This is a genomic window from Pseudoalteromonas ulvae UL12, from assembly GCF_014925405.1.
Classification (GTDB): Bacteria; Pseudomonadota; Gammaproteobacteria; order Enterobacterales; family Alteromonadaceae; genus Pseudoalteromonas; species Pseudoalteromonas ulvae.
Window position 1 is genome coordinate 145,288 of sequence record NZ_AQHJ01000033.1, and the last position, 26,379, is coordinate 171,666.

Here is a 26,379-nt window from a genome sequence, read left to right on the forward strand (position 1 = left end):
ACACATAGACTGATAAAAGCGTTATAGAGTGAAGTTTAAAGGTAAAACCGGCGTATGGCGCCGGTTTTTTGTTTGAAAGATGACTCATCAAACTAAAGCAATACTCTTGCAGTGACCAAAAGCAGTGCAACCCCTGTTATTTTATCTACGATATGACTGTTTTTTCGTAAACTTGCCAGCATGCTTGATTGCGAAAGTAGCACAGAGATCAAGCAATACCACAGCGTATCAATGCCGCTAACAGTGGCAACCATCAACATTTTTTCAGGCCAGTTGGCATCAATATCAATAAATTGGCTAAACAGGGCGATAAAAAATAGTGCAATTTTAGGATTTAAAAATGCGATTAAAAATCCTTCTTGGGCGCTTTGCCACAAGGTGACCGTTTCTTTATTGATCGTGAGTTTGTCGTTTCCTGCTTTGGCTGTGAGCGCTTGATAAGCGAGGTAGAGTAAAAATGCGGCTCCGGCATATTTAATAATATTAAACAGCCAAGGTGTGTTGGTAATAATGAGCGCCATGCCGAGTACGGTGAGTAGTGCATATAGGGCAATCGCTAAACCGTGAGCAATACTTGCGCACAAACCGTGGCTGCGACCGCCGGCTACGGTATGTTTCAATATCACGGCAAGACTGGGGCCTGGAGTCATGGCGCCCAGTACGCAAATACTTGCTAAAGATAACCAAGCTGTTAATTCCATAAATATAATCCTGTATTGAGTGATGTTAATGCCAACCATGTATTGGAATAAGTGTTTTATTACTTATTTTGATGGATCAAAGTTTGCCCTAGTTGGACGGTCGTTAATATATGTTGTTTGAACAAGGGAAAACAAAGTTCACGAAACCATTTATGTGCTGGGTCATGATGGTATTTAGCATGCCAAAGTACGTAGTAGTGATTATTTTTCACCACCAGGGGTAAAGGTTTAATTACAAGATTATTTCTTTTGGCATACGTGGCAGCAATGTGTAACGGGGTGGTTAATATAGTGTCTGTTGTGCTCAACAGCTCAATTGCAGTTTGAAAAAAAGGCACGTTAGCAAAAATTTTTCGCTGTTTATTGAGTTTATTTAACGCGATGTGAAGTGCGCTGTCTTTATCTCCCCCACCACTGATCACAATGTGGCGAGCATCGCAGTACAGTTTCAAATCTAAATCAAATTGACTTAAAGGATGTCCTTTTCGCATGACAACAACCAGTGGATCTTCAGTCATTTGTATCCCGTACAAGTTTTCGGGAATGCCATCTGCGATGGTCGAAACTAAGTCTATGTTTTGATCAGCTAATTCACTTAGCCAAGCGCTTTGCCAAAGTTGGTAATTAATTGTTGCGTGAGAGGCTTGATGTTGCATTTGATGGCAAATTTCTGGCAGTACAAATTGAGCGACATAATCGCTAGAAGCTAAATTAAATTGGCGGTCACAGAGTGCTAAATCAAACGATTCAGGGAGGTACAATGCATCAATACTGCTCAAAAGAGTTGGTAATTGTTGTTTTAATTGCTCAGCACGGTGCGTAAGGCGAAAGCTATTTCCTTCACGAATTAAAATAGGATCGTTAAAAGACTGGCGAATTAAAATCAGTGTTTTGCTCATTGCAGACTGGCTAACATTCAGCTGCTTTGCTGATTCGGTCAGGTTGCGCGTATTTAAAAGCGACATCAGCGCAGGCAATAATTTATAGTTATTCATGAATCTGATTTAGTCCTAATGCATTTTGGATTTTATTAAAAGGTATACAAAACACTGCGTGCTCAGAGTAACAGTAAGGGAGTGCATGATGAACACGACTGGGTAAGCTGATTCGTTTGTTTGCACTTTACTTTCTTTTACTAAGAAGAGCTAAGTGTAAGCTTAACTTGGTATGCTTAATAATCATATCTACTCATGTTAAGTAGTCTTTTTTTTCATTTTAAATAAAAATAGGCGAGAGGTTTGTAAATAATCTGATTGTAGGTTAGATAGAAAAAGCCCCTTGAGGGGCTTTTTCTAGTTTGGTTTTTATAACTTGGTTTTTGCTACAGGGCGATGCAGCGGACACCTTCGACAGTGACTTGCAATTCAGCGGTTTCACTTGATTGTAAAAAGCAGCTACTGCCATCTGTGAGTAATGATAGTTTTAACACATTGCCAAATTCCCGCCCTATGATGGGCAAACCTCGGTCATCTTTTAAGATTGCGCGTTCAACGAGGATCTCATTAGCTTGACTAAACGCGTTATCTGCAATTTTGATATCGCGATTAAGTAAGTTTTGTATGGCTTTTTGTAACTGTGCTTTACTTTGGGCGCTAACATCTGCAATTCGCGCAGGCTGTAATTGTGCGTGAGTTTGCTGACAACCTGTCATTATTAATAAAGTGCCAAATAAGACAGGTGTGAGTCGTTTGAGTGACATTGCTTTCATCTATTGCTCCTGCTTGATGGGTTGGGCATTAATTTTGTTTTCAAGCAAGAAGGATTGATAGCGTATATCAAATACATCTTCTTTATTATGAGTATAAGACGGTTTGGGTGCCGATCTCATTTGTGTTTTATTGACAGGGCAACTGCCCGTATTTATGTAGGTCAGAGCTCCATTGAGTAATCTTTCGCTCGGATCGCCAAGTACTTTACTGAAGTCATCGCTGAGGTCGCAGCCTTTGATTTGATCGTCATATTGTGGTGCTAAAGAAGGTTTAAATCCATCAGCATAATCACCAAAGCCTTTCGCGTTGACGCCTGAGAATTGAATACTGAAATACGTCGTCGCACAATTATCTGTTGGGTAAAAACCATAAGGCTTACCACAGGTTTGTCCACCGATTTGGATCACTTCAACATCAATACCTTGTAAGCCATTTATAAACGCTTCGCTGGCAGAGCAAGTTTGTGATGTGGTTAAAACAAACACGCGATTAAGTGATAAGCTTGGCAAATTGGTATTCGTCAGCACACTGGCAGAGTAATCAATTTGCTTTGAGTAGAATGGGGTTGGGGCACTTGGCGTAGTTTTATCGTTAAAAACCGTTTGCTCAAATGTACGGCTTGCAGTGGCATTATCACCTGCGACCATGTAAGCAAACTGAGATGCCAGAGCAAGTAGACCACCGCCGTTATAACGTAAATCAACCACTAAATCTGACACATTTGCATCAGAGAATTGTTTGACTGCGGAAATTAAGCCATCTTGTGCTTTGGCGATATGAGCATTGAATTGCACATAGCCGACTTTGCCTTGAGCGCTATCGAGTATTTTAATGTTTTGCACTGGTGATGATTCGAGATCGGCAGAAGTCAGGTTGACAGTGACTGTTTGGTTGGCGCGATTTAAGAATGTAAATTGATGGGTTTCGCCCGTTCCGCTTGGAAATAACGCAGCGTTAATGGTGTTAACGCCAGCTTGAGTATTATCATTGATGAAGTCTACGCCATTGACATAGGTGAGTTTAAAGCCGCGTTCAATGCCTGCATTAGCTGCTGGTGAGTTGGGCTCTGTAAAAGCCACTTTGAAATCGCGAGGGGCACTTCTTGCTATTGCACTCCACTCTATGCCATACCCAGAAACGACACCTGCTTGAGTTTCTTTTTTATAATCAGCTGTATTTTGAGCAAAGTGAAATTGATCTTTTGCTGCGCCAGAATCGGTCAATTGAGTTGTTTTCAGTTGTTTAAAAAACTCAGAGACAGTGAAATTGACAGGATTATTATCAGGAACTTCGTCATACCAAAGGTAAGTCTCATTCGTCCAACTGCGTAACCACATTTTTTCATGATCGGCCGCGCCTAATTTGTCCGGATAAGGTTGGTTACTGTTATAAGGATCGTTACCTGTGCGCGGACTATCGCAATAATCTTTGAATGTTGAGGCAGGACTGAAGTTGCCAGCTGTCCAAGTTGTATCAGGCGCGACTCCTGAATCAGGGAGGGTCGTCTCATTATTGCTTCCGCCTCCGCATGCACTTAATGCAAATGCACTTGCTATGAGTGCACCTATTTTTGTTAAACGATAGACTTTAAACATTCGTACTTCCTTTGCATTACTTTTGGGTCGAATTCTCAAAATGGCCCTTTATGAAAGCCGGTACAATGAATTCGATACTTTTATAACCAGTTCAAATTGTATATTACTAGAAACATAATAAATGTAAAAAGTTGTGTAATCGCAATGTAATTGTTTATTCACGTTTATTTACAATTGATTAGCTAAATAGGTGTTAAAAGCTGCTAGCAGAATCTTAAAAACGGGCTTTAAAGAGCAAATAAGTAATTAATGTTTCCTTTTTCATCATGTTTCCACTTTTTCCCACAGAATTCATAAACTTCGTTCTAGCCCTTATTTTTTCTGGCTTAGCAGGCTGATTTAAGCTTTTTGTTTGCTTGACAAATAAGCTTGTCAAGCCCTAAACTGTAGTTTCGTGGTAAGATGTGGGTAAAAGTGGATCTTCAGGGATCAAATAATAACTAATTGGATCAATCTATGTTCCGTGGTGCGTACTCAATCAGTCTTGATGATAAAGGGCGCTTGGCAATACCGACCAAGTACCGCGCTTTGCTGCAAGCAGATTGTGAAGGCCAAATGGTATGTACCGTTGATTTACAGCAGTCATGTTTATTACTTTATCCACTGAGTGAGTGGCAACTAATTGAAAGTAAACTATTAAAATTGTCGAGTATGAATCCACATGAGCGTCGAGTACAGCGAGTACTTCTCGGGAATGCGATGGACTGTCAGCTTGACAAAAATGGTCGAATTTTATTGTCTTCACCGTTAAGAGCCCATGCAGGATTAAATAAAAAACTCATGCTGGTAGGGCAATTAAACAAATTTGAGCTGTGGGATGAAGATAGTTGGCAGCAGCAAATGCAGGCTGATATCGCCCAAGAGCAGCAGGGGAGTTTTGAACTGTCAGAGCGGTTACAAGACTTTTCTTTTTAACACAGTCAAACATAACAAACATTAATAAATAAGGCTTAAAACGACTAATGTCAGATAACTTTGAACATATATCAGTATTAATGAATGAAACCATTGATGCATTGGCAATCAAACCAGATGGCATTTATATCGATGGCACCTTTGGCCGTGGCGGCCATTCGGGTGAAATACTGAAAAAGTTAGGCGAGAAAGGTCGTTTACAAGCCATTGATCGTGATCCGCAAGCGATTAAAGCTGCTGAGAAATATGCCGATGATGACCGTTTTTCTATTGCGTACAACACCTTTTCTGAAATCAAACAAGTTGCTGAAGAAGCGGGTTTAATTGGTCAAGTCGATGGCATTTTGCTCGACATAGGCGTGTCTTCACCGCAACTAGATGATGCGGAGCGTGGTTTTAGTTTTATGAAAGATGGCCCCCTTGATATGCGTATGAATCCCAATGCAGGGCGAAGTGCGGCACAGTGGTTGGCTGAAGCTGAATTAGAAGATATTACATGGGTGATAAAAACCTACGGTGAAGAGAAGTTTGGCCGTCGCATTGCTCATAAAATTATTGAAACACGTGAGCACACGCCTATCACTTCAACAGCGCAATTAGCGAAGTTAATTGATGAAGCTGTGCCGGTCAAAGATAAGCACAAACACCCTGCAACCCGCGCGTTTCAAGCCATTCGCATTTATATCAATAGCGAATTAGAAGAAATTGAAACAGCGTTACATGCTTCACTTGAAGTGCTTAAGCCTGGTGGACGTTTGGTGGTGATTTCTTTTCATTCACTAGAAGATCGAATTGTTAAACAATTTATTAAAAAGCAAAGTAAAGGCGAAGCTTTACCTCGCGGTTTGCCATTAACGGATGCGCAGTTACAACAAAAATTGACGTTAAAGGCGGTAGGTAAAGCCATTAAACCGGGCGCTGAAGAGCTTGCCCGAAATAGCCGTGCGCGCAGCTCCGTCCTTCGCATAGCACAGAGGTTAGGGTGAGCCAAAAACCTATAATGAGGCAACCCAATCTCTTTGCTGAAATAGTGGGGGGACTTTTTAGGGAGAAGTTCACTTCGGGGCTGCTTTTTCTTATTTTGGTATCAGCGTTGGCTGTGGTTCAAGTGACACACTTGTCACGCCAAGAGTTGATTCAGCAAGATAAATTATTACAACAACGTGATGAGTATGATTTGCAGTGGCGATACTTGCTGGTGGAGCAAGAGTTTTACGCTCAGCATGCGCGCATTGAAGATATCGCGAGTAAAAAATTACAAATGAAACGCCCAGACAGCAAAGATGAACAAGTGGTGATTTTACCATGACGGATGGTCAAAGGAAAAAGGTAGGAAATAGCTTTATCGCTTGGCGATTTTTTCTCGTCTGCTTTGTTATGCTTGCAGTGTTTATCGCACTGGCTGCTCGTGCGGCCTATATTCAAATCATTGAGCCGGATATGGCTATTGATGAAAGCAATAAACGCACATTACGTGTTGAGGCGCTTCATGCTCAACGAGGGATGATTTTTGACCGTCATGGCAACGAGTTGGCAGTGAGCGTGCCTGTGGTGAGTGTTTATGCTGATCCTAAGGCACTCGATAAATCACTTGAACAGAAAGTTTTAAAAGCTGCGCGTAAGCAAGGCGAAAATATGGAGCTATTGCAAAAAGATCAGGCTGAGCTTGATAAACGTAAAAACATTGTTTATCAAAACGATCCTCGTTGGCGCGAGCTTGCCGATGTGTTGCATGATTCTCAAAGTGAAATTAATCAACGTCTTCGTGATGATCCAAGTCGCCGTTATGTGTACCTCAAGCGTCAAATCACTCCTGCGGTCGCCAATTATATCGCCAATTTAAAACTGTCAGGTATTCACTTACTCGATGAATCAAAACGTTACTATCCAGCTGGTGAAGTTGCAGCCCATGTCGTCGGCTTTACCAATATTGATGGTGAGGGTATTGAAGGAATTGAAAACTTATTCGATCAAGCGCTAACCGGAGCGGATGGGCGCAGAACAGTTAGAAAAGATGCTAGAGGCCGCGAAATTGAAGTACTCGACGAGCGTGAACGAGTCGAACCACAAGATGTAACGCTGAGCATTGATCAACGCATTCAAGGTATTGCTTATAAAGCGTTAAAATCAGCAGTATTAAGTTATAAAGCGACGTCAGGATCGGCGATGGTGGTGGATGTTAAAACGGGTGAAATTTTAGCTATGGTAAACAGCCCTTCATTTAATCCGAATAATTTAACCAATGCGGCCCCACATAAACGCCGCAATCGTGCTATCACTGACTTATTTGAACCTGGATCAACGGTAAAACCTTTGGCTGTATTGGCGGGTCTCGAATATGGGTCGATTGTGTCAGACGAAGTGATTGATACCCACCCAGGCTGGATGCGTGTGGGCGGTCGAGTGGTGACTGATCCTCGTAATAATAAAGAAATGAGCCTGCGTGAGATTTTAAAAAAATCGAGCAATATGGGTGTTGCCAAAATCGCACAAACGTTACCAAAAGATTACTTAGTCCGCTTTTATCAAAAAGCTGGTTTTGGTGAAGATACTGGTACCAATATGGTCGGAGAAAGCAGCGGTTTATATCGCCCCGATCGTCGTTGGTCTGATTTTGAAATTGCGACATTATCGTATGGATACGCGGTTTCTGTAAGTACGGCACAGTTAGCGCGAGTTTATGCCACGCTTGGCTCGGGGGGAATTTCACGTCCGTTGACTATTTTAAAGCAATCAGAGCCAATGCCTGGCGAGCGCATTATGCAAGAGCACAATGTCAAAGCCGTGGTTGAGATGATGGAAAGTGTTTTTGAAAAAGGCGGCACGGCACCGAATGCAAAAGTGGATGGTTATCGTGTTGCAGGTAAAACGGGTACTTCTAAAAAAGCGATAGCCGGCGGTTATGGTGACGAATATGTTGGTTATTTTGCAGGGGTTGGACCGGTGTCAGAACCGCGTTTAGCGGTTGTTGTGATGGTCAATGAACCAGGTGGCGATGTGTATTATGGTGGCGCGGTTTCAGGACCTGCATTTGCAGAAATTATGTCGGGCGCGTTACGTATTTTAAATGTAGCACCAGACCTTGAAAATTATGCCACATTAGAAGATCAGGAGAGTAATGATGTCTGATCTTAAGCAAATTATGGCGCAGTTTGCCATTGAAATTCCTGATGTAAATGTACAGGACTTAGTACTCGATAGTCGTAAAGTTAAGCCCGGAGATGTTTTTATCGCTATTCAGGGTCATGCCCAAGATGGCGGTCAATATGTCGCAAAAGCATTTGAACAAGGAGCCGTGCTCGCATTGGTCGATAGTCACTGCTCGCTTAGCATTACGGATGAAAAAATCGTATTAATCGATGATCTAAATGAAAAGCTCGCAATTATTAGTGCTGATTTTTATGGACGAGTGAGTGAAAAATTAGACTTAATTGGGGTAACCGGCACCAATGGAAAGTCGACTATAACGAGCATGATCGCTCACTTAGCCAAAGCGTGTCATTCATCAAGTGCTGTAATTGGTACCTTAGGGTGGGGTCAGCCAGATGCGTTAACTTCTTTAGACAATACCACGCCTTCCTGTGTTGAACTTCAGCAAATTTTGAGTCAGCTCCATCAGCAACATACCCAGTTAGTCGCGATGGAAGTGTCATCACATGGTTTAGTGCAAGGTCGCACCGCTGAAAATCGCTTTAAAGTCGCTGTGTTTAGTAATTTGTCGCGTGATCATCTTGATTATCATGGTGATATGGATAGTTATGCTGATGCAAAGCTGACGCTGTTTAAATCTTACCAACCAGAAATCTGCGTATTTAACCGCGATGATCTCACCGCAAAAGCATGGTTAGCTAATAACGAGTTTAATCGCTGTGTTGTCTATGGAAAAGCGCCGCACGATCTAGATATCTCAAGCCTTGAATCTGAGCATTATGTGCTGTTTGCATCAGTGCAATACCACGCAACAGGATTACATGCCCAATTGATCACTAGTTGGGGAAATATTGCTATCCAATGTCCGCTGTTTGGTGAGTTTAATTTATACAACGTAAGCGCAGCTATCGCGACATTATTAAGTTTAGGGTTTGAGTTGGGCGCGTTAGTTGACGCAATTAAGTGTTTAGCGCCTGTTTCTGGGCGCATGCAGGCATTTAGTGCCCCAAATAAACCAACTTGCGTAGTTGATTATGCTCATACACCCGATGCCCTCGCGCTGGCACTCAAAGCATTACAACAGCACGTGCCTGGTAAAGTGACGTGTGTGTTTGGCTGCGGTGGCGATAGAGATAAAGGTAAGCGCCCACTGATGGCAAAAGCTGCGGCGCAATATGCCAATAAAATAATAATAACAAGTGATAATCCTCGTAGTGAAAATCCGATGCACATCATTGCTGATGTAGCAGCAGGACTGAGCGATCTCAGTCAGGTTGTTTTAGAAGCCGATCGTGCAAAGGCCATTGAAATAGCCATTACTCAGGCCTCTGCTGATGATGTTATTTTAATCGCCGGAAAAGGTCATGAGGATTATCAAATCATCTCAAATCAGGTTTTACGCTTTTGTGATAGGGCGTGGGTCCAACAGCTGTTAAAAGGGCAATGCTGATGATCCCAATGGATTTTAATTGGATTAAACAAGTTTTATCAACATCGTATGAAGGTCAAAACGATACGGTGCTTAATATCAATACGGATACTCGAACGATCAAACCGGGTGAAGTATTTTTAGCTTTAAAAGGGCCTAATTTTGATGGCCACAAGTTTGTTGAACAAGCCATAGCACAAGGCGCAATCGCAGTGATTGTTGATCATTCAGTGACGGTTCAAGTTCCTGAGTTTATTGTGCCCGACACTCGTTTAGCCTTAGGTCAGTTAGGTGCGGCTGTCATGGCGCAAGTTAAACCAAAAACAATAGCGATCACAGGCAGTGTTGGTAAAACGACTGTCAAAGAAATGTGTGCAGCGATTTTGGAAAATCACGGCAACGTACTCGCAACAAAAGGGAACTTCAATAATGACATTGGCGTGCCACTGACGTTATTACGACTTGAGCCACAGCATGAATATGCAGTGATAGAGTTAGGAGCGAATCACATTGGTGAAATCGGTTATACCACTTCATTGGTTAAGCCTGATGTTGCGGTGGTGTGTAATGTTGCAGCTGCGCATTTAGAAGGGTTTGGTTCATTAGACGGTGTGGCGCAAGCCAAAGGTGAAATATTCACCGGTTTAAAACCAGATGGAATCGCCGTAGTAAACGCCGATAGTCCTTATGCTGACTATTGGCTCAGCAGCTTAGGTGAGAGCCAAGTGACTCAGTTCTCAGCGACCGAGCAAAAAGATGTTTGGTCTGAGCAGATCACACTCGATCGATTTGGCCGAGCATCGTTTACCTTATGTTGCGGTAGCGAGCAAGTTGCAGTTAAATTAACGATCCCAGGTGAGCATAATGTCACCAACGCGTTAATCGCTGCTTCTTTAACACTGCCTTTTGGGGTGACTTTAGCACAAGTCGCTAAAGGTTTAGCGACAATGCCAATGGTTCAAGGGCGTGTAAATCTCATTGAAGTCAATCAAGATTTAACAGTAATTGATGATACTTACAACGCCAATGTTCAGTCAGTTAAAGCTGGGATAAATTTATTGGCTGGCATTGATGGGCATAAAATTTTTGCTTTTGGTGACATGGGAGAGCTGGGTGAAGAGGCGCGTTCATATCATCAAGAAGTGGGTGAATATGCTAAACAAAAAGGCATTAGCTCGTTTTATAGTTTAGGGGTGTTAAGTCGTTATGCCAGTGATGTTTACGAACAACCTGGATTGCACTTTTCATCACGCAGTCAGTTATTAGCAGCCATAGCATCAGATATGGCTGGCGTTGAGGGTCCAATTACCATTTTAGTAAAAGGATCGCGTAGTTCACGTATGGAGTTGTTGGTGCAAGAGATTGTCGCAGATGCTCAAAATAAAAATAATGGAGCACAGTCATGTTAGTTTGGTTAGCGGAATACTTAACACAGTATTATTCAGGGTTTAATGTTTTTTCTTACCTGACATTCCGCTCTATTTTAGGGGTGTTGACCGCTTTATTTATCTCTTTGTATTTCGGTCCTAAAGTGATCCGCTATTTGCAGCGCATGCAAATCGGACAAACGGTTCGTGATGATGGCCCCGAGTCGCACTTATCTAAATCGGGCACACCGACAATGGGTGGGGTTTTGATTTTAGTATCGATATTCTCAAGTACTTTGTTGTGGTCAGATTTGAGCAATAAATATGTGTTGGTCACGTTATTTGTGATTGGTTCATTGGGGGTTGTGGGTTTTGTCGATGATTACCGCAAGGTTGTACGTAAAGACAGTAAAGGCCTAATCGCTCGCTGGAAATATTTTTGGCAATCCGTTATTGCCATCGCAACGGGGGTCTTTTTATACAGCACGGCAACCTTAAGCGCAGAAACATCATTAGTGGTGCCTTTCTTTAAAGAGCTTTTACCACAACTGGGTATTTTCTTCATTGTGATGAGTTATTTTGTCATTGTCGGTACTTCTAATGCCGTCAATTTGACCGATGGTCTTGATGGACTCGCAATAGTGCCAACCATTTTAGTGGCAGCTGCGTTAGCGCTCATTGCTTATGTGACGGGTAACATTAATTATGCGACTTATTTACACCTGCCACATATTCCTCTGACAAGTGAGTTAGTGATTGTGTGCATGACGATTGTCGGCGCAGGGTTAGGATTTTTATGGTTTAACACTTACCCAGCACAAGTTTTCATGGGTGATGTGGGCTCGCTAGCACTCGGTGGAGCGCTGGGGATTATTGCGATTTTAGTAAGACAAGAACTAGTACTCATCATTATGGGCGGAGTTTTTGTTATGGAAGCGTTATCTGTAATTTTACAAGTTGGCTCGTATAAATTGCGTGGCCAGCGAATATTTAGAATGGCACCGATCCACCACCATTATGAACTTAAAGGTTGGCCTGAACCTCGTGTAATTGTAAGGTTTTGGATTATTTCGGTGGTGTTAGTTTTGGCTGGTTTAGCGACTTTAAAGATACGATAAATGAGTTATTTAACGCAGTTACAATCACAACGAATTATTGTGCTTGGGCTCGGAGTTTCCGGCCTGAGCACTGTGCGTTTTCTGCAAAGCAAAAATATCAACTTTAAAGTGGTCGATAGTCGTCCAAATCCTGCTGGTAGTGAGGAACTAGCGCTACAGTGGCCACATTTAGACACGTATTTTGGCGATCTTGATGGTGCTGATTTAGCTAACTGTGATTTGATAGTGATAAGCCCAGGTATAGCGCTTGCCACACCACAAGTTCAAGCAGCACTTGCCGCCGAAGTGGAAGTGATTGGCGACATCGAATTATTTGCACGTTTAAATACTAAGCCTGTTGTTGCTGTGACCGGCTCGAATGGTAAATCGACAGTGGTTACATTAGCTGCCGAAGTGCTTGAAGCTGCGGGTAAAAAAGTTGCGCTTGCAGGTAACATTGGCACCCCAGTGCTAGATGTGATTGATGAAAACATTGATATTTTTGTACTGGAGTTATCGAGCTTTCAGTTAGAAACAACCTCCAGTTTAACGCCAGTCTCCGCCTGTATTTTGAATCTATGTGAAGATCATATGGATCGTTATACAGGAATGGAAAGTTACTGCGCTGCCAAGCAACGCATCTATGTAGGTGCCCAATTAGCGGTATTTAATGTTGATGATGTGCTAACTCACCCACTTAATCAGCAAGAAAGTGTCAGCTTTGGTGCTTATGATGCTGATTTTCATTTAAGTGAGGTTAATACTGAGTCCTTTTTTAGTGCTCATTCTCAAGTTGTGTTGCCGGTATCGGCGCTGCGTGCTGTGGGTAAACATAATCAACTCAACGCATTAGCTGTGATGGCCTTACTGTCACCATTTACGTTAAGCAGTGATATTTTCCATAAAGCTTTTCAGTCTTTTCAAGGTTTAGAGCATCGCTGCCAATTTGTTGCTGAGCAAGATGGAGTGGAGTTTTTTAATGATTCAAAAGCCACCAATGTTGGGGCGACGATTAGCTCAATTGAAGGATTAGCCAGAAAAACTGGACGATTAATTTTAATCGCGGGCGGCGAAGGTAAAGGGGCGGATTTTTCGCCATTGACTCACTACCTCAATCAGTACGTTGCGGAACTCATTTGTTTTGGTAAAGATGCCAAGCAAATCGCAGCGTTAAAAGATGGGGCGCATTTAGTGACCTGCATGGCTGAAGCCGTTAGCCTTGCGAAGTCGTTAGCGACTCATCACGACCGAGTTTTATTGGCACCAGCGTGTGCCAGTTTAGATATGTATCCTAATTACATGGCACGAGGAAAAGAGTTTGTGCAGTGCGTGACAGGAGCATCTCTATGACGCTTGTAGAGCAATTTCAACGGCGATTTAGCTCGGATAAACCCGAGCCACTGTTTGATATCAAACTTTTATATTGCGTGCTGCTTTTGATTGGTTTGGGTTTTGTAATGGTCAGCAGTGCGTCGATGCCAGTGGCTGAGCGTTTGTATGATAACCCGTTTCATATCACCATTCGCCACAGCATGTTTTTAGGCATGAGTATTTTGTTATTTTGGTTTAGTACAACTGTGCCAATGGAGTGGTGGAAAAAAGCCAATATGCCGTTGTTATTTATCGGGCTTGGTTTGTTAGTGTTGGTGCTTATTGTCGGTCGCGAAGTGAATGGTTCGAAACGCTGGATCCCGGTTGGGCCGGTTGGTTTGCAGGCCGCTGAAGTCGCAAAATTATGCTTTTTCAGTTATATCGCGGGCTATTTAGTTCGAAAGCGTGCTGAGGTACAAGAGAACTTAAAAGGGTTTGCGAAGCCAATAGCTGTGTTTGCTATTTATGCCTTGCTGATTCTTAAACAGCCGGATTTAGGGACTGTGTTAGTGATGTTTGTCACGACTCTAGGATTGTTGTTTATTGCCGGGGCTAAATTATGGCAGTTCTTTGCATTGCTTGTAACCGCGGCTTTTTTGGTGGTGATTTTAATTGTCTTTGAACCATACCGAATGGCGAGAGTAGTCGGCTTTTTAGAGCCTTGGGATGATCCCTTTGGCAAGGGTTATCAATTAGTTCAGTCGTTAATGGCTTACAGCCGCGGTGGTTGGTTTGGTCAGGGACTCGGCAACAGTGTGCAGAAGCTGCAATATTTACCTGAAGCGCATAATGATTTTATTTTTGCAGTGATAGGCGAAGAGCTTGGTTTTATTGGCGTGTTAAGTATTTTATTGGTCATTGCGACCTTGGTTTATCGCGCATTTTCTATTGGGCAGCGGGCGCTTAAAGCTGGTAAAGAGTACGAAGGCTACTTTGCCTTGGCAATCGGTATTTGGTTTGCGTTTCAAAGCATCGTTAATGTTGGCGCAAGCGCAGGAATGCTCCCGACCAAAGGGCTGACATTTCCTTTTGTGTCTTATGGTGGCTCAAGTTTAATGATCATGACGCTCGCCGCAGGGATTTTATTACGTGTTGATTTTGAAGTTAAAATGGCCACGAAACAAGCCACAGGAGGCCGAAAAAAATGACTAAGAAGCTGATGGTGGTTGCTGGTGGAACGGGCGGGCATATTTTTCCTGGTATTGCTGTGGCTGAGTATTTAAAAGCACAAGGCTGGCAAGTCGTGTGGCTTGGCACCGCTGACAGAATGGAAGCAAGCGTAGTACCAAAACATGGCTTTGATATTCGCTTTATTAAGGTTAAAGGCGTACGTGGAAATGGTTTAAAACGCTTATTCACCGCTCCTTTTATGGTGTTAAAAGCGATTTTTACAGCACGTAAAATTATGCAACAAGAGCAGCCTGATGTGTTGCTAGCGATGGGGGGGTATGTAACCGGCCCCGCTGGTATAGCAGCAAAAACTCTTGGCATTCCGTTAATTATTCATGAGCAAAATGCGGTTGCTGGAGTGAGTAACAAGCTGCTCGCCAAGTTTGCTAACCGAGTATGTGCGGCGTTTCCGGCTGCATTTGAACAAGGTATAGCCACACTGGTGGGAAATCCTGTACGCACCAGTGTTAGCCAGATCATTCACCACTTTGATGAACAAAAATGCAAAGTCTTGGTCGTAGGTGGATCCCTTGGGGCTGCTGCGCTTAACGATGCACTGCCAGAAGTGTTTGCAAAATTAAATGAGATTAAGCCGATGTCTGTTTGGCATCAAACAGGCAAGGGGCATGTTGGTGGCGTAACAGCGCAATATCAATCGCTTGCATTGACCGCTAATGTGAGTGAGTTTATTGATGATATCGATCAAGCTTATGCATGGGCGGATCTGGTGATCTGCCGAGCAGGTGCATTAACCGTTAGTGAAATTGCAGCGGCAGGTAAAATGGCCGTATTTGTGCCGTTCCCTCATGCTGTGGATGATCATCAAACGGCAAATGCGGGCTATTTAGTCGATAGTCATGCTGCTTTGCTAATCCAGCAGCACGAAATGAATACAGAGCGTTTGGTTGCGCTATTGCAACCATATGTTGAGAATAAAGAATTAATCAGTGACATGGCTAAACAAGCCAAAGCGCTAGCAAAGCTAGATGCGACAGAGCAAATGGCTATGTACTGTGAACAATTAAGTAAATAAAGAGAATTTAGTGAATCAAATAAGTAAGTTACCCGCAATGAGACGTGTCGAATCTATCCATTTTATTGGTATAGGTGGTGCGGGTATGGGTGGAATTGCTGAAGTGTTAGCGAACGAAGGCTATAAAATTACCGGCTCAGATATCGCTGCAAACTCAATGACAGAGCGCTTATCTGCGTTAGGGGCGACAATTTATATTGGCCATGAGGCCTGTAATGTAGCAAATGCGAGTGTGGTAGTAGTCTCAAGTGCGATAGATCATAGCAACCCAGAAATTATAGCGGCCCAGCAAAATCATACACCTATTGTACGTCGTGCAGAGATGTTGGCTGAATTAATGCGCTTTCGCCATGGAATTGCCATTGCTGGAACGCATGGGAAAACAACGACAACCAGTTTAATCGCCAGCATTTTTGCAAAGGCTGAATTAGATCCAACGTTCGTAATCGGTGGGTTATTAAATAGTGCTGGGACTAATGCAAAATTGGGCTCAAGCCGCTTTTTGATTGCTGAAGCTGATGAAAGCGATGCGTCATTTTTGCATCTTCAGCCTATGGTGTCAGTGATAACCAATATTGAAGCTGATCATATGGATACGTACCAAGGTGACTTTGAAAATATGAAAGACACCTACATTGAGTTTATCCATAACTTACCATTTTACGGTTTAGCGGTTGTTTGCGCAGACGATGCCGTGATTGAAGAATTACAGCCAAGATTTGGCCGCAAGTTCTTAACCTATGGTCAAGCTGAAAATGCTGATTATCGAATGACTGGCTTTAGCCAATCAGGTAATACAAGTACGTTTACTGTCACAGATAAATCAGGGCATGCCTTAGCTGTTAACTTGAATATGCCTGGCCTTCATAATGCACTTAATGCTACGGCGGCAATTGCTGTCGCAAAAGATGAAGGGATTGCGGATGACGCTATTATCGCAGCGTTAAGTGAGTTTGAAGGAATTGGTCGACGCTTTCAGCATTATGGGCAATTTTCAACTGAGCGTGGTGACGTGATGCTGGTTGATGATTATGGTCATCACCCATCAGAAGTGGCCGCGACAATCAAAGCGGTAAGAGAGGGCTGGCCTGAAAAACGCTTAGTGATGGCGTATCAACCACACCGATATACCAGAACCCGTGATCTTTACGAAGAGTTTGTGCAGGTGTTAGCGGATGTTGATTTATTACTGTTGCTTGAGGTGTATCCTGCAGGAGAGCAAGCCATTCCAGGAGCTGATAGTAAAAGTCTTTGTCGGAGCTTACGTCAAAGAGGTAAAGAGCCTCTTTATATTGCTAGCCCTGCGGATTTACCACAAGTGCTTAGTGAAGTGTTACATGGCGATGATTTAGTGCTGACACAAGGTGCCGGTAATATCGGCCAATTAGTTAAAGTACTGGCTGATACCCAGTTAGATATTGAGAAGTTAAAGCAGGTGAATGCATGAATCCACAGCAGTTTGGTAAAGTGGCCGTGTTAATGGGCGGAAGTTCAGCAGAACGCGAAGTGTCCCTTCGTTCTGGTCAAGCAGTGCTTAATGCGTTATCAGAGCAAGGCGTAGATGCATTTGCATTTGATCCCGCTGAGCGTAATTTATTTGATTTAAAAAGTTTGCACACCGATCGTGCTTTTATCGCCTTGCATGGCCGAGGTGGCGAAGATGGCACGATTCAAGGAGCACTAGAGTTTCTTGGATTGCCTTATACAGGAAGTGGCGTATTAGGCTCGGCTTTGGCCATGGATAAAGTGCGTTGCAAAGAATTATTCAAAGCACGAAATTTGAGCACTGCGGATTTTTTAGTTGTTGAGCAAGGCGCGCATTTTGACGTTGAACAAATTATTGCTCAATTCGGTGCGGTTATGGTTAAGCCTGCCCATGAAGGTTCAAGTATCGGGATGGCAAAGGCTGATACTGCAGCGCAGCTGAATCAAGCAATTAATGATGCATTTCGTTTTGATGATACGGTGATGCTTGAAAAGTGGATTACTGGTCGAGAGTTTACTGTGACTGTGATTGCAGGAATTGCACAGCCGATTGTCGAAATGGTTACGCCTCGTGGTTTTTATGATTACGAAGCAAAATATCAAGCGAATAGCACGCAGTATTTTTGTCCAGCAGATCTGACGTCGGATCAAACTGATTATTTGCAACAGCTCGCACAGCAAGCTTTTAAGCTAGTCGGCGCATCTGGTTGGGGGCGCGTTGATGCTATGCAAGACAAAGACGGTCAGTTTTATTTGCTAGAAGTAAACACTGTACCGGGCATGACTGAAAAATCACTTGTACCGATGGCTGTGAAAGCGAATGGTATAAATTTCAACCAATTAGTTATAAATATATTGGAGCAAACGCTTTAGTATGAAACAATTTCTGGAAACACTGAGTCAGATAAAACAACGCATTAATTGGTCGTTGTTTTTTGGCTTAGGTTTCTTTTTATTGGTGTTGATTGGATTAGTACACAGCTTTGTCTCCGTAAGTAATTGGATGGCAAGTGAAAAGAACAGCCAAATTAAACAAGTGGTCGTGCTCGGAGCGCCTGTTTACACCAGTGAAAAACAGATTTTGTCAGCGATTAGAAAAGCTGATTTATCGAGCTTTTTTGAACTTGATGTCAATCAAGTTCAAGATTTAGTGGTTGATTTACCTTGGGTTGCTAGTGCATCTATTCGTAAACAGTGGCCTGACACATTAAAGGTTTTTGTGGTAGAGCATGTGCCGGTAGCGGTGTGGAATGACGATCAGCTATTGAATGATAAAGGGGAGGCATTTCAAGCCCCTAAAAAAAATATTACTCAGCCACTGCCCGATTTATTTGGTCCTGAGGGGAGTGAGCAAGAGGCATGGCAAACATTTCAGCAATTTCATGAATTGTTTTACATCAATAATTTTAAGTTAACCAGCTTAGCGTTGTCAGAGCGATTTTCATGGCAACTTTGGTTAGATAATGGCATTAAATTAAATTTAGGCCGTGAAGAAAAAGCACAAAGGGTACAACGATTTATTGATTTATACCCTTATTTATTAAAACGCAAGGATGCAGAGGTCGATGTGGTCGATTTAAGATATGATACTGGGCTGGCAGTGAGTTGGAAGCAACTTCAGTCACAACAATTACAACAACAAAAGAGTAAAGCATGACAAAGTCGGCAGAACGCAATTTAGTGATTGGACTTGATGTAGGTACATCAAAAGTCGTTGCAACGGTTGGCGAAATAACAGCAGATAACAAATTAAGTATTGTTGGTGTTGGAACTCAAGTTTCGCACGGCATGGATAAAGGTGGTGTGAATGACTTAAACCTAGTATCTGAGTCGATTCAGCGTGCTGTTGATGAAGCTGAAATCATGGCAGATTGTCGGATTAGCTCTGTTTACTTAGGAATTTCTGGTAAGCATATTCAATGTCAAAATGAGAATGGTGTTGTCGCGATTAATAATGCAGAAGTTAGCTCTGAAGATGTTGAAAATGTGATTCATATTGCTAAATCTGTACCTATCTCTGCTGAACGAAAAATGCTCCATGCTTTGCCGCAAGAATATAGCATTGATATGCAAGAGGGAATTAAAAACCCTTTGGGTATGAGTGGTGTAAGAATGGAAGCGCGTGCACACATTATTACTTGCTCAAATGACATGGCAAAAAATATTGAAAAGTGTGTTGAACGCTGTGGTTTGCATGTTGATCAGCTGATTTTTTCTGCGTTAGCGTCTGGCTATTCAGTGTTAACGGAAGACGAAAAAGAACTAGGTGTAGCGGTGATTGATATCGGTGGAGGGACCATGGATATTACGATTTATACCAATGGTTCTTTACGCCATTCAGCGGTTATTACCGTGGCAGGTAATCAGGTAACAGGTGATATCGCGAAGATATTCCGTACCCCTATCTCGCACGCTGAAGCAATTAAGGTGCAATATGCATGTGCAAGTAGCCAAAGGGCTAGCACAGAGGATACTATAGAGGTTCCTAGTGTTGGTGGTCGACCTGCTCGAATTATGTCCCGCCACACGTTAGCGGAGGTGGTTGAACCTCGCTTTAGAGAATTATTTGAATTAGCAATGGAAGAAATCCGTCGTTCTGGGCTCGAAGAACAAATTGCTGCTGGGGTTGTATTAACTGGCGGTACAGCAAAAATGGCCCATGCGTTGGAAGTAGCAGAAGAAATTTTTCAGATGCCAGCACGTGTTGGTAGTCCAATCGGGATGGTTGGGCTGTCTGACTATGTTGATGATCCTTCATTCGCGACAGCTGTAGGCTTGTTACAATATGGCCGAACAATGCAAGTCGCAAATGCAAGAAAGTCAACAGAGAGTGTTAGCACAAATTGGTGGAACCGCGTTACTAAATGGTTCCAAGGTGAATTTTAAACTCTAGTCGGAGAGTGAATATGTTTGATTATATGGAGCAGCACAGCGAAGAAGCTGTCATTAAAGTCATCGGTGTCGGTGGTGGTGGCGGTAATGCTGTTGAGCACATGGTAACGCGCCAAATTGAAGGCGTGCGTTTTATAACAGCAAATACGGATGCGCAAGCATTACGTAAGTCGTCTGCAGATGTCACTGTGCAGCTTGGGACTAAAATTACATCAGGCCTAGGTGCCGGTGCAAACCCTGCTGTTGGTCGAGAATCAGCTGAAGAAGATGCAGAAACAATTCGTGCAAGCCTTGAAGGGGCTGACATGATCTTTATTGCTGCTGGTATGGGTGGTGGCACAGGTACAGGTGCAGCGCCTGTTGTGGCTAAACTGGCCAAAGAAATGGGAATTTTGACTGTTGCAGTTGTGACACGCCCGTTTGATTTCGAAGGTAAGAAACGTGCAGCAGCTGCAGACCAAGGTATTGCTGAGCTTTCTGAGATTGTTGATTCTTTAATTACAATTCCGAACAATAAATTACTTAAAGTTTTGGGTAAAGGTACGACATTATTAGACGCATTCGCAAAAGCGAATGATGTTTTATATGGTGCGGTACAAGGTATTGCAGAACTTATCACTCGCTCAGGTTTGATCAATGTGGATTTCGCGGACGTACGTACTGTTATGTCAGCGATGGGTACGGCGATGATGGGAACAGCTTCGGCTTCAGGCCCTGATCGTGCTCAAGAAGCGGCGGAAGCTGCTATTTCAAGCCCATTACTTGAAGATGTTGATTTAACTGGTGCCAAAGGTATTTTGGTTAATATCACTGCCGGTATGGATATTGCGATCGAAGAATTTGAAACGGTCGGTAATCATGTGAAAGCACTCGCATCTGAAAATGCGACTGTGGTTGTTGGTGCGGTAATTGATCCTGATATGAGCGATGAATTACGAGTAACTGTTGTTGCAACAGGCCTAGGTGGCGATCGTCGTCCACAATTTGGGATTGTTGAAAATAACTTAAAGAAAGCGTCGGGTTCAGATGTTGCGAGCAATGTAGCAACTAATCCTGGTGTGTTTGTACCGAGTTTTGCTAACCAAACATCACAAAGTGATGAGGCTGTGACGCAAAATCATACGGAACAAACGGCAGCAAAAGAGCATGCTCCAGCTGCAAAGAAACCAGCAGAAGGCGATTATTTTGACATTCCAGCTTTTTTACGTAAACAAGCTGATTAATAAGTAATCAATCGAATTGTCAGCTGGTCTTACTTGTGGTAAGATCTGCCGTCATTTTATTAATTAATATAAGCGAAGCATTGCCTATGATTAAACAACGTACGATTGGTGAGTTAGTAAGTGCCGTTGGAGTTGGGCTTCATAAGGGAGAAAAGGTCTCTATTACTCTCCGACCTGCCGCTGCGAATACTGGGATTGTATTTCGTCGCGTGGACCTTGATCCGGTTGTGGATTTTTACACGACACCTGAAGCCGTGGGCGATACTCAGCTATGTACCTGTTTGATTAACGAAGACGGTGTTCGCTTATCGACTACAGAGCATCTAATTGCAGCTATTGCTGCATTAGGAATCGACAATTTAGTTGTTGAACTCGATAGTCCTGAAGTGCCGATCATGGATGGCAGTGCATTGCCGTTTATTTACCTGTTGCAAAAAGCGGGAATCAAAGAATTGGCAGTTGCAAAACGTTTTATCCGTATTACTGAAAAAGTACGCGTAGAAGATGGTGATAAATGGGCTGAAATTGAACCATATGATGGTTTTCATATCGATTTTCAAATCGATTTTAATCATCCTGCAATCAATGATAGCCGTCAACGCATTGGCCTTGATATTACTGCGCAAAGCTTTACTCAAGAAATTAGTCGCGCGCGTACTTTCGGTTTTATGAAAGATATCGAGTATATGCATGCCAATAATTTAGCGCTAGGTGGTAGCATGGATAACGCGGTTGTTTTGGATGAGTACAAAGTACTTAATCCGAATGGCCTTCGTTACCCTGATGAGTTTGTAAAACACAAAATCTTAGATTGTGTGGGTGATTTGTTTATGACAGGTCATAACTTATTGGGCAAAGTAACAGCGTTTAAATCAGGCCATGACTTGAACAATAAATTATTGCGTAAACTAATGGCAACAGAATCAGCTTGGCAATGGGCTACGTTTGATGAGACGGTCTCGATGCCAGCGCCAGGTTTAGAGCTCGTAAAAGCATAAACAAAGACATATAAAAAAAAGCTGACTTAGTCAGCTTTTTTTTATATCTAAAATATGGTCATTTATTTTTTTTGCTCAGAGCTGCGAGCTTTTCGAGTTTTGCTTTTAAAGAAGCTGGAGCATGCTCGGCGACTTCAAGTAAAGCATCGGCAGTTTGTTGGCTGAGTATTCTAGAGTTATGAATTGGCTCGGAGCGTTTTTTTTGTGCTTGTTGATCTGCGGCAGCGCGAGGAGAGGTTTGGATTTTTATTTGACATAAATCAGCCAGTCCATTTTTTCGTAAATCAGATAAGATGCTCATCTTCATATAATTTAAACGCATTGCCACGGCTGCCGATTCTGCTTCAATAACTAAGATAGAATCACGGTAGTTGCTTATGCGACATTTTTGCGCCATAGTAGCGCCGACACACTGTGTCAGTAGTTCTTGATGCTGGTTAAGCTGTTGGCTTTTCCCAACATAAGATGACATTCGGCTAGACATGTTTGCCATTAAATCATCCAAGGTTTTTGGTGCGTATCTGTCTTTAGCCATAGTGGGTATTAGTAGTTAATATGAAAGTTAATCAAATAAATAAAGTGACTGAATGTCGCTTTAATAAAGGTATGGCACTTGCTGTATTGAGCTTAGCCGTACTGTCTGTAAGTGTAGTACTTAATCTGTATCAGTGGCATCACTATCAATCAGACCGAGAGCATGTTGCCGCAAGCTTGTTAAAAGTCAAGCTAGATTACCAGCAGCAACAAGCAATGATGAGTGATTTACGTCATAAAGCTGACGATCACCTCGTATCCTATCAAGTAAAGTTAGCTCAATTACACAGCGAAGTGAATAGACTTAACGCGTTGGGTTTGACACTTGCAAAGGTTGCCAACATTCCTGAAAATGAATACGATGTGTTGCAAAATATGGCCCAAGGTGGTCCTGTCAGTGATCAATATCAATCATTAGAAGCAAAGCTTGGGTCAGTATTGGCAGAAATTGATCAAATAGACTTGGCGCTGACAGATCAAGCGCATAAAATGTCGCTACTTGAATCTGTGTTAATGAATCACCATATAAAAGAAAGTTCACAAATTTCTGGTAAACCGGTTATGCAGGGATGGTTATCTTCGTACTATGGTATGCGAAACGATCCATTTACCGGTCAAGCAGCAATGCATAAGGGACTTGATTTTGCAGGTTCTGAGGGTGATCCAGTCATCACAACAGGCGCAGGTGTGGTAACATGGTCTGCAGAGCGCTCAGGTTATGGTAATTTAGTCCAAATTGACCATGGCAATGGGATCTCAACTCGATATGGCCATAATCGTACTTTATTAGTCAAAGTAGGTGATGTAGTTGAAAAAGGGCAGACGATAGCGGAATTGGGCAATACGGGCCGTTCGACTGGCGCGCATGTGCATTATGAGGTGCTCAACAAAGGCATTCAGACCAATCCACTACGAACTGTATATCGCACACGTGCAAATTAGGCGTTAGCATAGGCTGACAAAAACAAGGGTTGTAACGGTTTTATCATGATAGCTAATTTACTTACCAAAATTTTTGGTAGTCGCAATGATCGCACCATTAAAAATTTAAGAAAAACAGTGGCGTTGATCAATGCTCTAGAATCACAAATAGAAGCATTAACAGACGAAGAATTAAAAGCAAAAACGGCACAATTCCGCAAGCGTTTTGATGATGGGGAAACGCTTGACGATATTCTGCCAGAAGCGTTTGCTGTTGTTCGTGAAGCATCTAAGCGTGTATTTAATATGCGTCACTTCGATGTGCAAATGATCGGTGGGATGGTACTAAATCAAGGTCGTATCGCTGAAATGCGTACCGGTGAAGGTAAAACCTTAACGGCTTCACTACCCGCTTATTTACACGGTTTAAGTGGCAAAGGTGTCCATGTTATTACTGTGAATGATTACCTTGCTAAACGTGATGCTGAAACAAATAGACCTTTATTTGAGTTTTTAGGCTTATCGGTTGGCTGTAATGTACCGGGTATGAATGCGTATGATAAAAAGCAAGCATACCTAGCTGATATTACTTATGGAACCAATAACGAATTTGGCTTCGATTATCTTCGCGATAACATGGCCTTCTCACCGGAAGAGCGTGTTCAGCGTGAGCTAAACTTTGCTGTTATCGATGAAGTTGACTCGATTCTGATTGATGAAGCACGTACTCCTCTTATTATTTCTGGCCCTGCAGAAGATAGCTCTGAACTGTATATTGAAATTAACAAAATCGTTCCGTTACTCGAACGTCAAGAAAAAGAAGACGAAGAAGGTATAGAAGGCGATGGTGATTTCACTATTGATGAAAAAGGTAAGCAAATCCATTTAACAGAGCGTGGCCAAGTTAAGGTCGAAGAATTACTTCTTGAGCGCGGATTAATGCAAGAAGGTGAGTCATTGTACTCAGCTGCTAATATTACACTGTTAAGCCATATCTATGCTGCATTACGTGCACACAAATTATTCCAAAAAGATGTTGATTATGTTGTAAAAGACAACGAAATTATCATCGTTGATGAACATACCGGCCGTACAATGGAAGGCCGTCGTTGGTCTGAAGGTTTACACCAAGCTGTTGAAGCAAAAGAAGGGGTAAACATTCAAAATGAAAACCAAACATTAGCGTCAATCACTTTCCAGAACTACTTCCGAATATACAACACTCTGTCAGGTATGACAGGTACAGCTGATACTGAAGCATTTGAGTTTCAATCTATTTATGGGCTGGATACGGTCGTAATTCCAACAAACAAGCCAATGATCCGTGATGATCGTGCTGATCTTGTTTATTTAACACAAGAAGAAAAGTACGAAGCCATTTTAAAAGACATAATTGATTGTCAAAAACGCGGTCAGCCAGTGTTAGTTGGTACCATTTCTATCGAAAGCTCTGAGTATTTATCGCAGTTTTTACGCAAAGAAAAAATACAGCACAATGTGCTTAATGCGAAGTTCCATGCACAAGAAGCCGATATAGTTGCTGATGCAGGCTTACCTGGCAAAGTAACGATAGCGACCAATATGGCTGGTCGTGGTACTGATATCGTTTTAGGTGGTAACTGGCAAGCTCAAATTGCGAAGTTAGATAATCCATCTGACGAAAAAATTGCTCAAATTAAGCTAGAATGGCAAGCAACTCATGATGATGTTATTGCTGCAGGCGGTCTTCATATCATCGCTACCGAGCGCCATGAGTCTCGTCGTATCGATAATCAGCTACGAGGTCGTTCTGGTCGTCAAGGCGATGCAGGTTCAAGCCGTTTCTACCTATCAATGGAAGATTCATTGATGCGTATTTTCGCTGGTGAGCGCATGACAAATATGATGCGTAAATTAGGGATGGAACGAGGTGAGGCGATTGAGCATCCGTGGGTTAACCGTGCGATCGAAAATGCACAGCGCAAAGTCGAAGCGCGAAACTTTGATATTCGTAAGCAATTATTAGAATTTGATGATGTTGCAAACGACCAGCGTCGAGTTGTGTATGCCCAGCGTAACGAGTTACTCGATGAAGGGGATATTTCAGAAACAATTACTGCTATTCGTAAAGATGTGCTTAATAACAAGATTGATTTGTATATTCCGCCACAATCTCTAGCTGAAATGTGGGATATTCCTGGCTTGGAAGAGTGCTTAAAAGCAGATTTCTTAATTGAAATTCCGGTACAGCAATGGCTTGATGAAGACAATAAATTGTTTGAAGAAAAGCTACGCGAGCGTATCGAAGAAGTAATCGATAATGCTTATAAGCAAAAAGAAGAAATGGTGGGTGCACAAGTACTGCGCCAGTTCGAAAAATCGATTATGTTGCAAAGCTTAGATCAGCACTGGAAAGATCATTTAGCGGCTATGGATCATCTTCGTCAAGGTATTCATTTACGTGGTTATGCGCAAAAGAATCCGAAGCAAGAATATAAACGTGAGTCGTTCGAACTCTTTACCGAAATGCTTGAAAACTTAAAAGTCGATGTAGTGGGCATTTTAAGTAAAGTACAAGTCCGTGCTGAAGAAGATGTTGAAGCTGTTGAAGAGCAACGTCGTCGCGCTGAAAATGTTGAAAAACAATATCAACATGCAGAAGCCGAGCAAGTAGGTGGTGAAGCACCTGCTGCACCAAGTATGGTTCGAGCTGAAGCCAAAGTTGGTCGCAATGATCCATGTCCTTGTGACTCAGGGCTTAAGTACAAGCAATGTCACGGCAAATTAAAGTAATTAGCTGTGGTAACACT

General features: G+C 42.5%; 23 protein-coding genes. 18 read left to right on the top strand and 5 right to left on the bottom strand.

The window, feature by feature from the left end; genetic code table 11:
- Nucleotides 1-92: 92 nt before the first annotated feature.
- The 4 genes from PULV_RS16140 to PULV_RS16155 all read right to left on the bottom strand — a co-directional run bounded on the left by PULV_RS16140 (nt 93) and on the right by PULV_RS16155 (nt 4,005).
- Entirely contained in the window at nt 93-701 is a 609-nt protein-coding gene (locus PULV_RS16140; protein WP_086744156.1) for a LysE family translocator, read from the bottom strand.
- Nucleotides 702-760: 59 nt separating this feature from the next.
- Complete coding sequence (locus PULV_RS16145) at nt 761-1,696, bottom strand: LysR family transcriptional regulator (RefSeq protein WP_086744157.1); 936 nt, start codon at nt 1,694-1,696, stop codon at nt 761-763.
- Between the two features lie 326 nt (nt 1,697-2,022).
- Entirely contained in the window at nt 2,023-2,409 is a 387-nt protein-coding gene (locus tag PULV_RS16150; RefSeq protein WP_086744158.1) for a hypothetical protein, read from the bottom strand.
- Nucleotides 2,410-4,005 carry a S41 family peptidase gene (locus PULV_RS16155; protein WP_193332237.1) on the bottom strand — a complete coding sequence of 532 codons (1,596 nt, stop codon included), beginning with the start codon at nt 4,003-4,005 and terminating at the stop codon, nt 2,410-2,412. It abuts the gene before it with no gap.
- Nucleotides 4,006-4,461: 456 nt separating this feature from the next.
- Between PULV_RS16155 and mraZ the strand changes: the two genes are divergently transcribed.
- The 16 genes from mraZ to lpxC all read left to right on the top strand — a co-directional run bounded on the left by mraZ (nt 4,462) and on the right by lpxC (nt 22,135).
- Entirely contained in the window at nt 4,462-4,920 is a 459-nt protein-coding gene (mraZ, locus tag PULV_RS16160) for a division/cell wall cluster transcriptional repressor MraZ (RefSeq protein ID WP_086744160.1), read from the top strand.
- Between the two features lie 47 nt (nt 4,921-4,967).
- Entirely contained in the window at nt 4,968-5,906 is a 939-nt protein-coding gene (gene rsmH, locus PULV_RS16165) for a 16S rRNA (cytosine(1402)-N(4))-methyltransferase RsmH (protein ID WP_086744161.1), read from the top strand.
- 14 nt (nt 5,907-5,920) lie between these two features.
- Nucleotides 5,921-6,229: a cell division protein FtsL gene (gene ftsL / locus PULV_RS16170; RefSeq protein ID WP_086744162.1), complete on the top strand. Its 309-nt coding sequence runs from the start codon at nt 5,921-5,923 to the stop codon at nt 6,227-6,229.
- Nucleotides 6,226-8,049: a penicillin-binding transpeptidase domain-containing protein gene (locus PULV_RS16175; RefSeq protein ID WP_193332238.1), complete on the top strand. Its 1,824-nt coding sequence runs from the start codon at nt 6,226-6,228 to the stop codon at nt 8,047-8,049. The genes ftsL and PULV_RS16175 overlap by 4 nt, the downstream gene beginning before the upstream one ends.
- Nucleotides 8,042-9,520, top strand: a complete 1,479-nt coding sequence (locus PULV_RS16180) for a UDP-N-acetylmuramoyl-L-alanyl-D-glutamate--2,6-diaminopimelate ligase (RefSeq protein ID WP_193332290.1) — start codon at nt 8,042-8,044, stop codon at nt 9,518-9,520. The genes PULV_RS16175 and PULV_RS16180 overlap by 8 nt, the downstream gene beginning before the upstream one ends.
- Nucleotides 9,520-10,908: a UDP-N-acetylmuramoyl-tripeptide--D-alanyl-D-alanine ligase gene (locus PULV_RS16185; protein ID WP_193332239.1), complete on the top strand. Its 1,389-nt coding sequence runs from the start codon at nt 9,520-9,522 to the stop codon at nt 10,906-10,908. Before PULV_RS16180 ends, PULV_RS16185 begins: the two co-directional genes overlap by 1 nt.
- On the top strand, nt 10,902-11,984 hold the full coding sequence (gene mraY, locus PULV_RS16190; RefSeq protein WP_086744166.1) for a phospho-N-acetylmuramoyl-pentapeptide-transferase: 1,083 nt from the start codon (nt 10,902-10,904) through the stop codon (nt 11,982-11,984). Before PULV_RS16185 ends, mraY begins: the two co-directional genes overlap by 7 nt.
- Nucleotides 11,985-13,313 carry a UDP-N-acetylmuramoyl-L-alanine--D-glutamate ligase gene (gene murD, locus PULV_RS16195; RefSeq protein WP_193332240.1) on the top strand — a complete coding sequence of 443 codons (1,329 nt, stop codon included), beginning with the start codon at nt 11,985-11,987 and terminating at the stop codon, nt 13,311-13,313. It abuts the gene before it with no gap.
- Nucleotides 13,310-14,482 carry a cell division protein FtsW gene (gene ftsW / locus PULV_RS16200; RefSeq protein ID WP_193332241.1) on the top strand — a complete coding sequence of 391 codons (1,173 nt, stop codon included), beginning with the start codon at nt 13,310-13,312 and terminating at the stop codon, nt 14,480-14,482. The genes murD and ftsW overlap by 4 nt, the downstream gene beginning before the upstream one ends.
- Entirely contained in the window at nt 14,479-15,537 is a 1,059-nt protein-coding gene (murG, locus tag PULV_RS16205; protein ID WP_193332242.1) for an undecaprenyldiphospho-muramoylpentapeptide beta-N-acetylglucosaminyltransferase, read from the top strand. Before ftsW ends, murG begins: the two co-directional genes overlap by 4 nt.
- Nucleotides 15,538-15,574: 37 nt before the next feature.
- A complete protein-coding gene (gene murC / locus PULV_RS16210; RefSeq protein WP_227009431.1) occupies nt 15,575-16,984 on the top strand; it encodes a UDP-N-acetylmuramate--L-alanine ligase in 1,410 nt (469 codons plus the stop codon).
- Nucleotides 16,981-17,895 (top strand): D-alanine--D-alanine ligase, encoded by a 915-nt coding sequence (locus tag PULV_RS16215; protein WP_086744171.1) that lies wholly within the window; start codon nt 16,981-16,983, stop codon nt 17,893-17,895. The genes murC and PULV_RS16215 overlap by 4 nt, the downstream gene beginning before the upstream one ends.
- Nucleotide 17,896: 1 nt before the next feature.
- The gene (locus PULV_RS16220) at nt 17,897-18,679 is read left to right on the top strand and encodes a cell division protein FtsQ/DivIB (RefSeq protein ID WP_086744172.1); all 783 of its coding nucleotides are present in this window, start codon (nt 17,897-17,899) and stop codon (nt 18,677-18,679) included.
- The gene (gene ftsA / locus PULV_RS16225; protein ID WP_086744173.1) at nt 18,676-19,908 is read left to right on the top strand and encodes a cell division protein FtsA; all 1,233 of its coding nucleotides are present in this window, start codon (nt 18,676-18,678) and stop codon (nt 19,906-19,908) included. The genes PULV_RS16220 and ftsA overlap by 4 nt, the downstream gene beginning before the upstream one ends.
- A 20-nt stretch (nt 19,909-19,928) precedes the next feature.
- Complete coding sequence (ftsZ, locus tag PULV_RS16230) at nt 19,929-21,137, top strand: cell division protein FtsZ (protein ID WP_193332244.1); 1,209 nt, start codon at nt 19,929-19,931, stop codon at nt 21,135-21,137.
- Nucleotides 21,138-21,223: 86 nt separating this feature from the next.
- The gene (gene lpxC / locus PULV_RS16235; protein WP_086744175.1) at nt 21,224-22,135 is read left to right on the top strand and encodes a UDP-3-O-acyl-N-acetylglucosamine deacetylase; all 912 of its coding nucleotides are present in this window, start codon (nt 21,224-21,226) and stop codon (nt 22,133-22,135) included.
- Between the two features lie 58 nt (nt 22,136-22,193).
- Here lpxC and PULV_RS16240 read toward each other — a convergent pair whose 3' ends face one another.
- A complete protein-coding gene (locus tag PULV_RS16240; protein ID WP_193332245.1) occupies nt 22,194-22,670 on the bottom strand; it encodes a DUF721 domain-containing protein in 477 nt (158 codons plus the stop codon).
- A gap of 20 nt (nt 22,671-22,690) precedes the next feature.
- On the opposite strand from PULV_RS16240, the gene PULV_RS16245 reads away from it, so the two are divergent.
- Nucleotides 22,691-23,611 (top strand): M23 family metallopeptidase, encoded by a 921-nt coding sequence (locus PULV_RS16245; protein WP_193332246.1) that lies wholly within the window; start codon nt 22,691-22,693, stop codon nt 23,609-23,611.
- A 45-nt stretch (nt 23,612-23,656) separates the two neighbouring features.
- Nucleotides 23,657-26,362, top strand: a complete 2,706-nt coding sequence (gene secA / locus PULV_RS16250) for a preprotein translocase subunit SecA (protein WP_086744178.1) — start codon at nt 23,657-23,659, stop codon at nt 26,360-26,362.
- Nucleotides 26,363-26,379 lie beyond the last annotated feature (17 nt).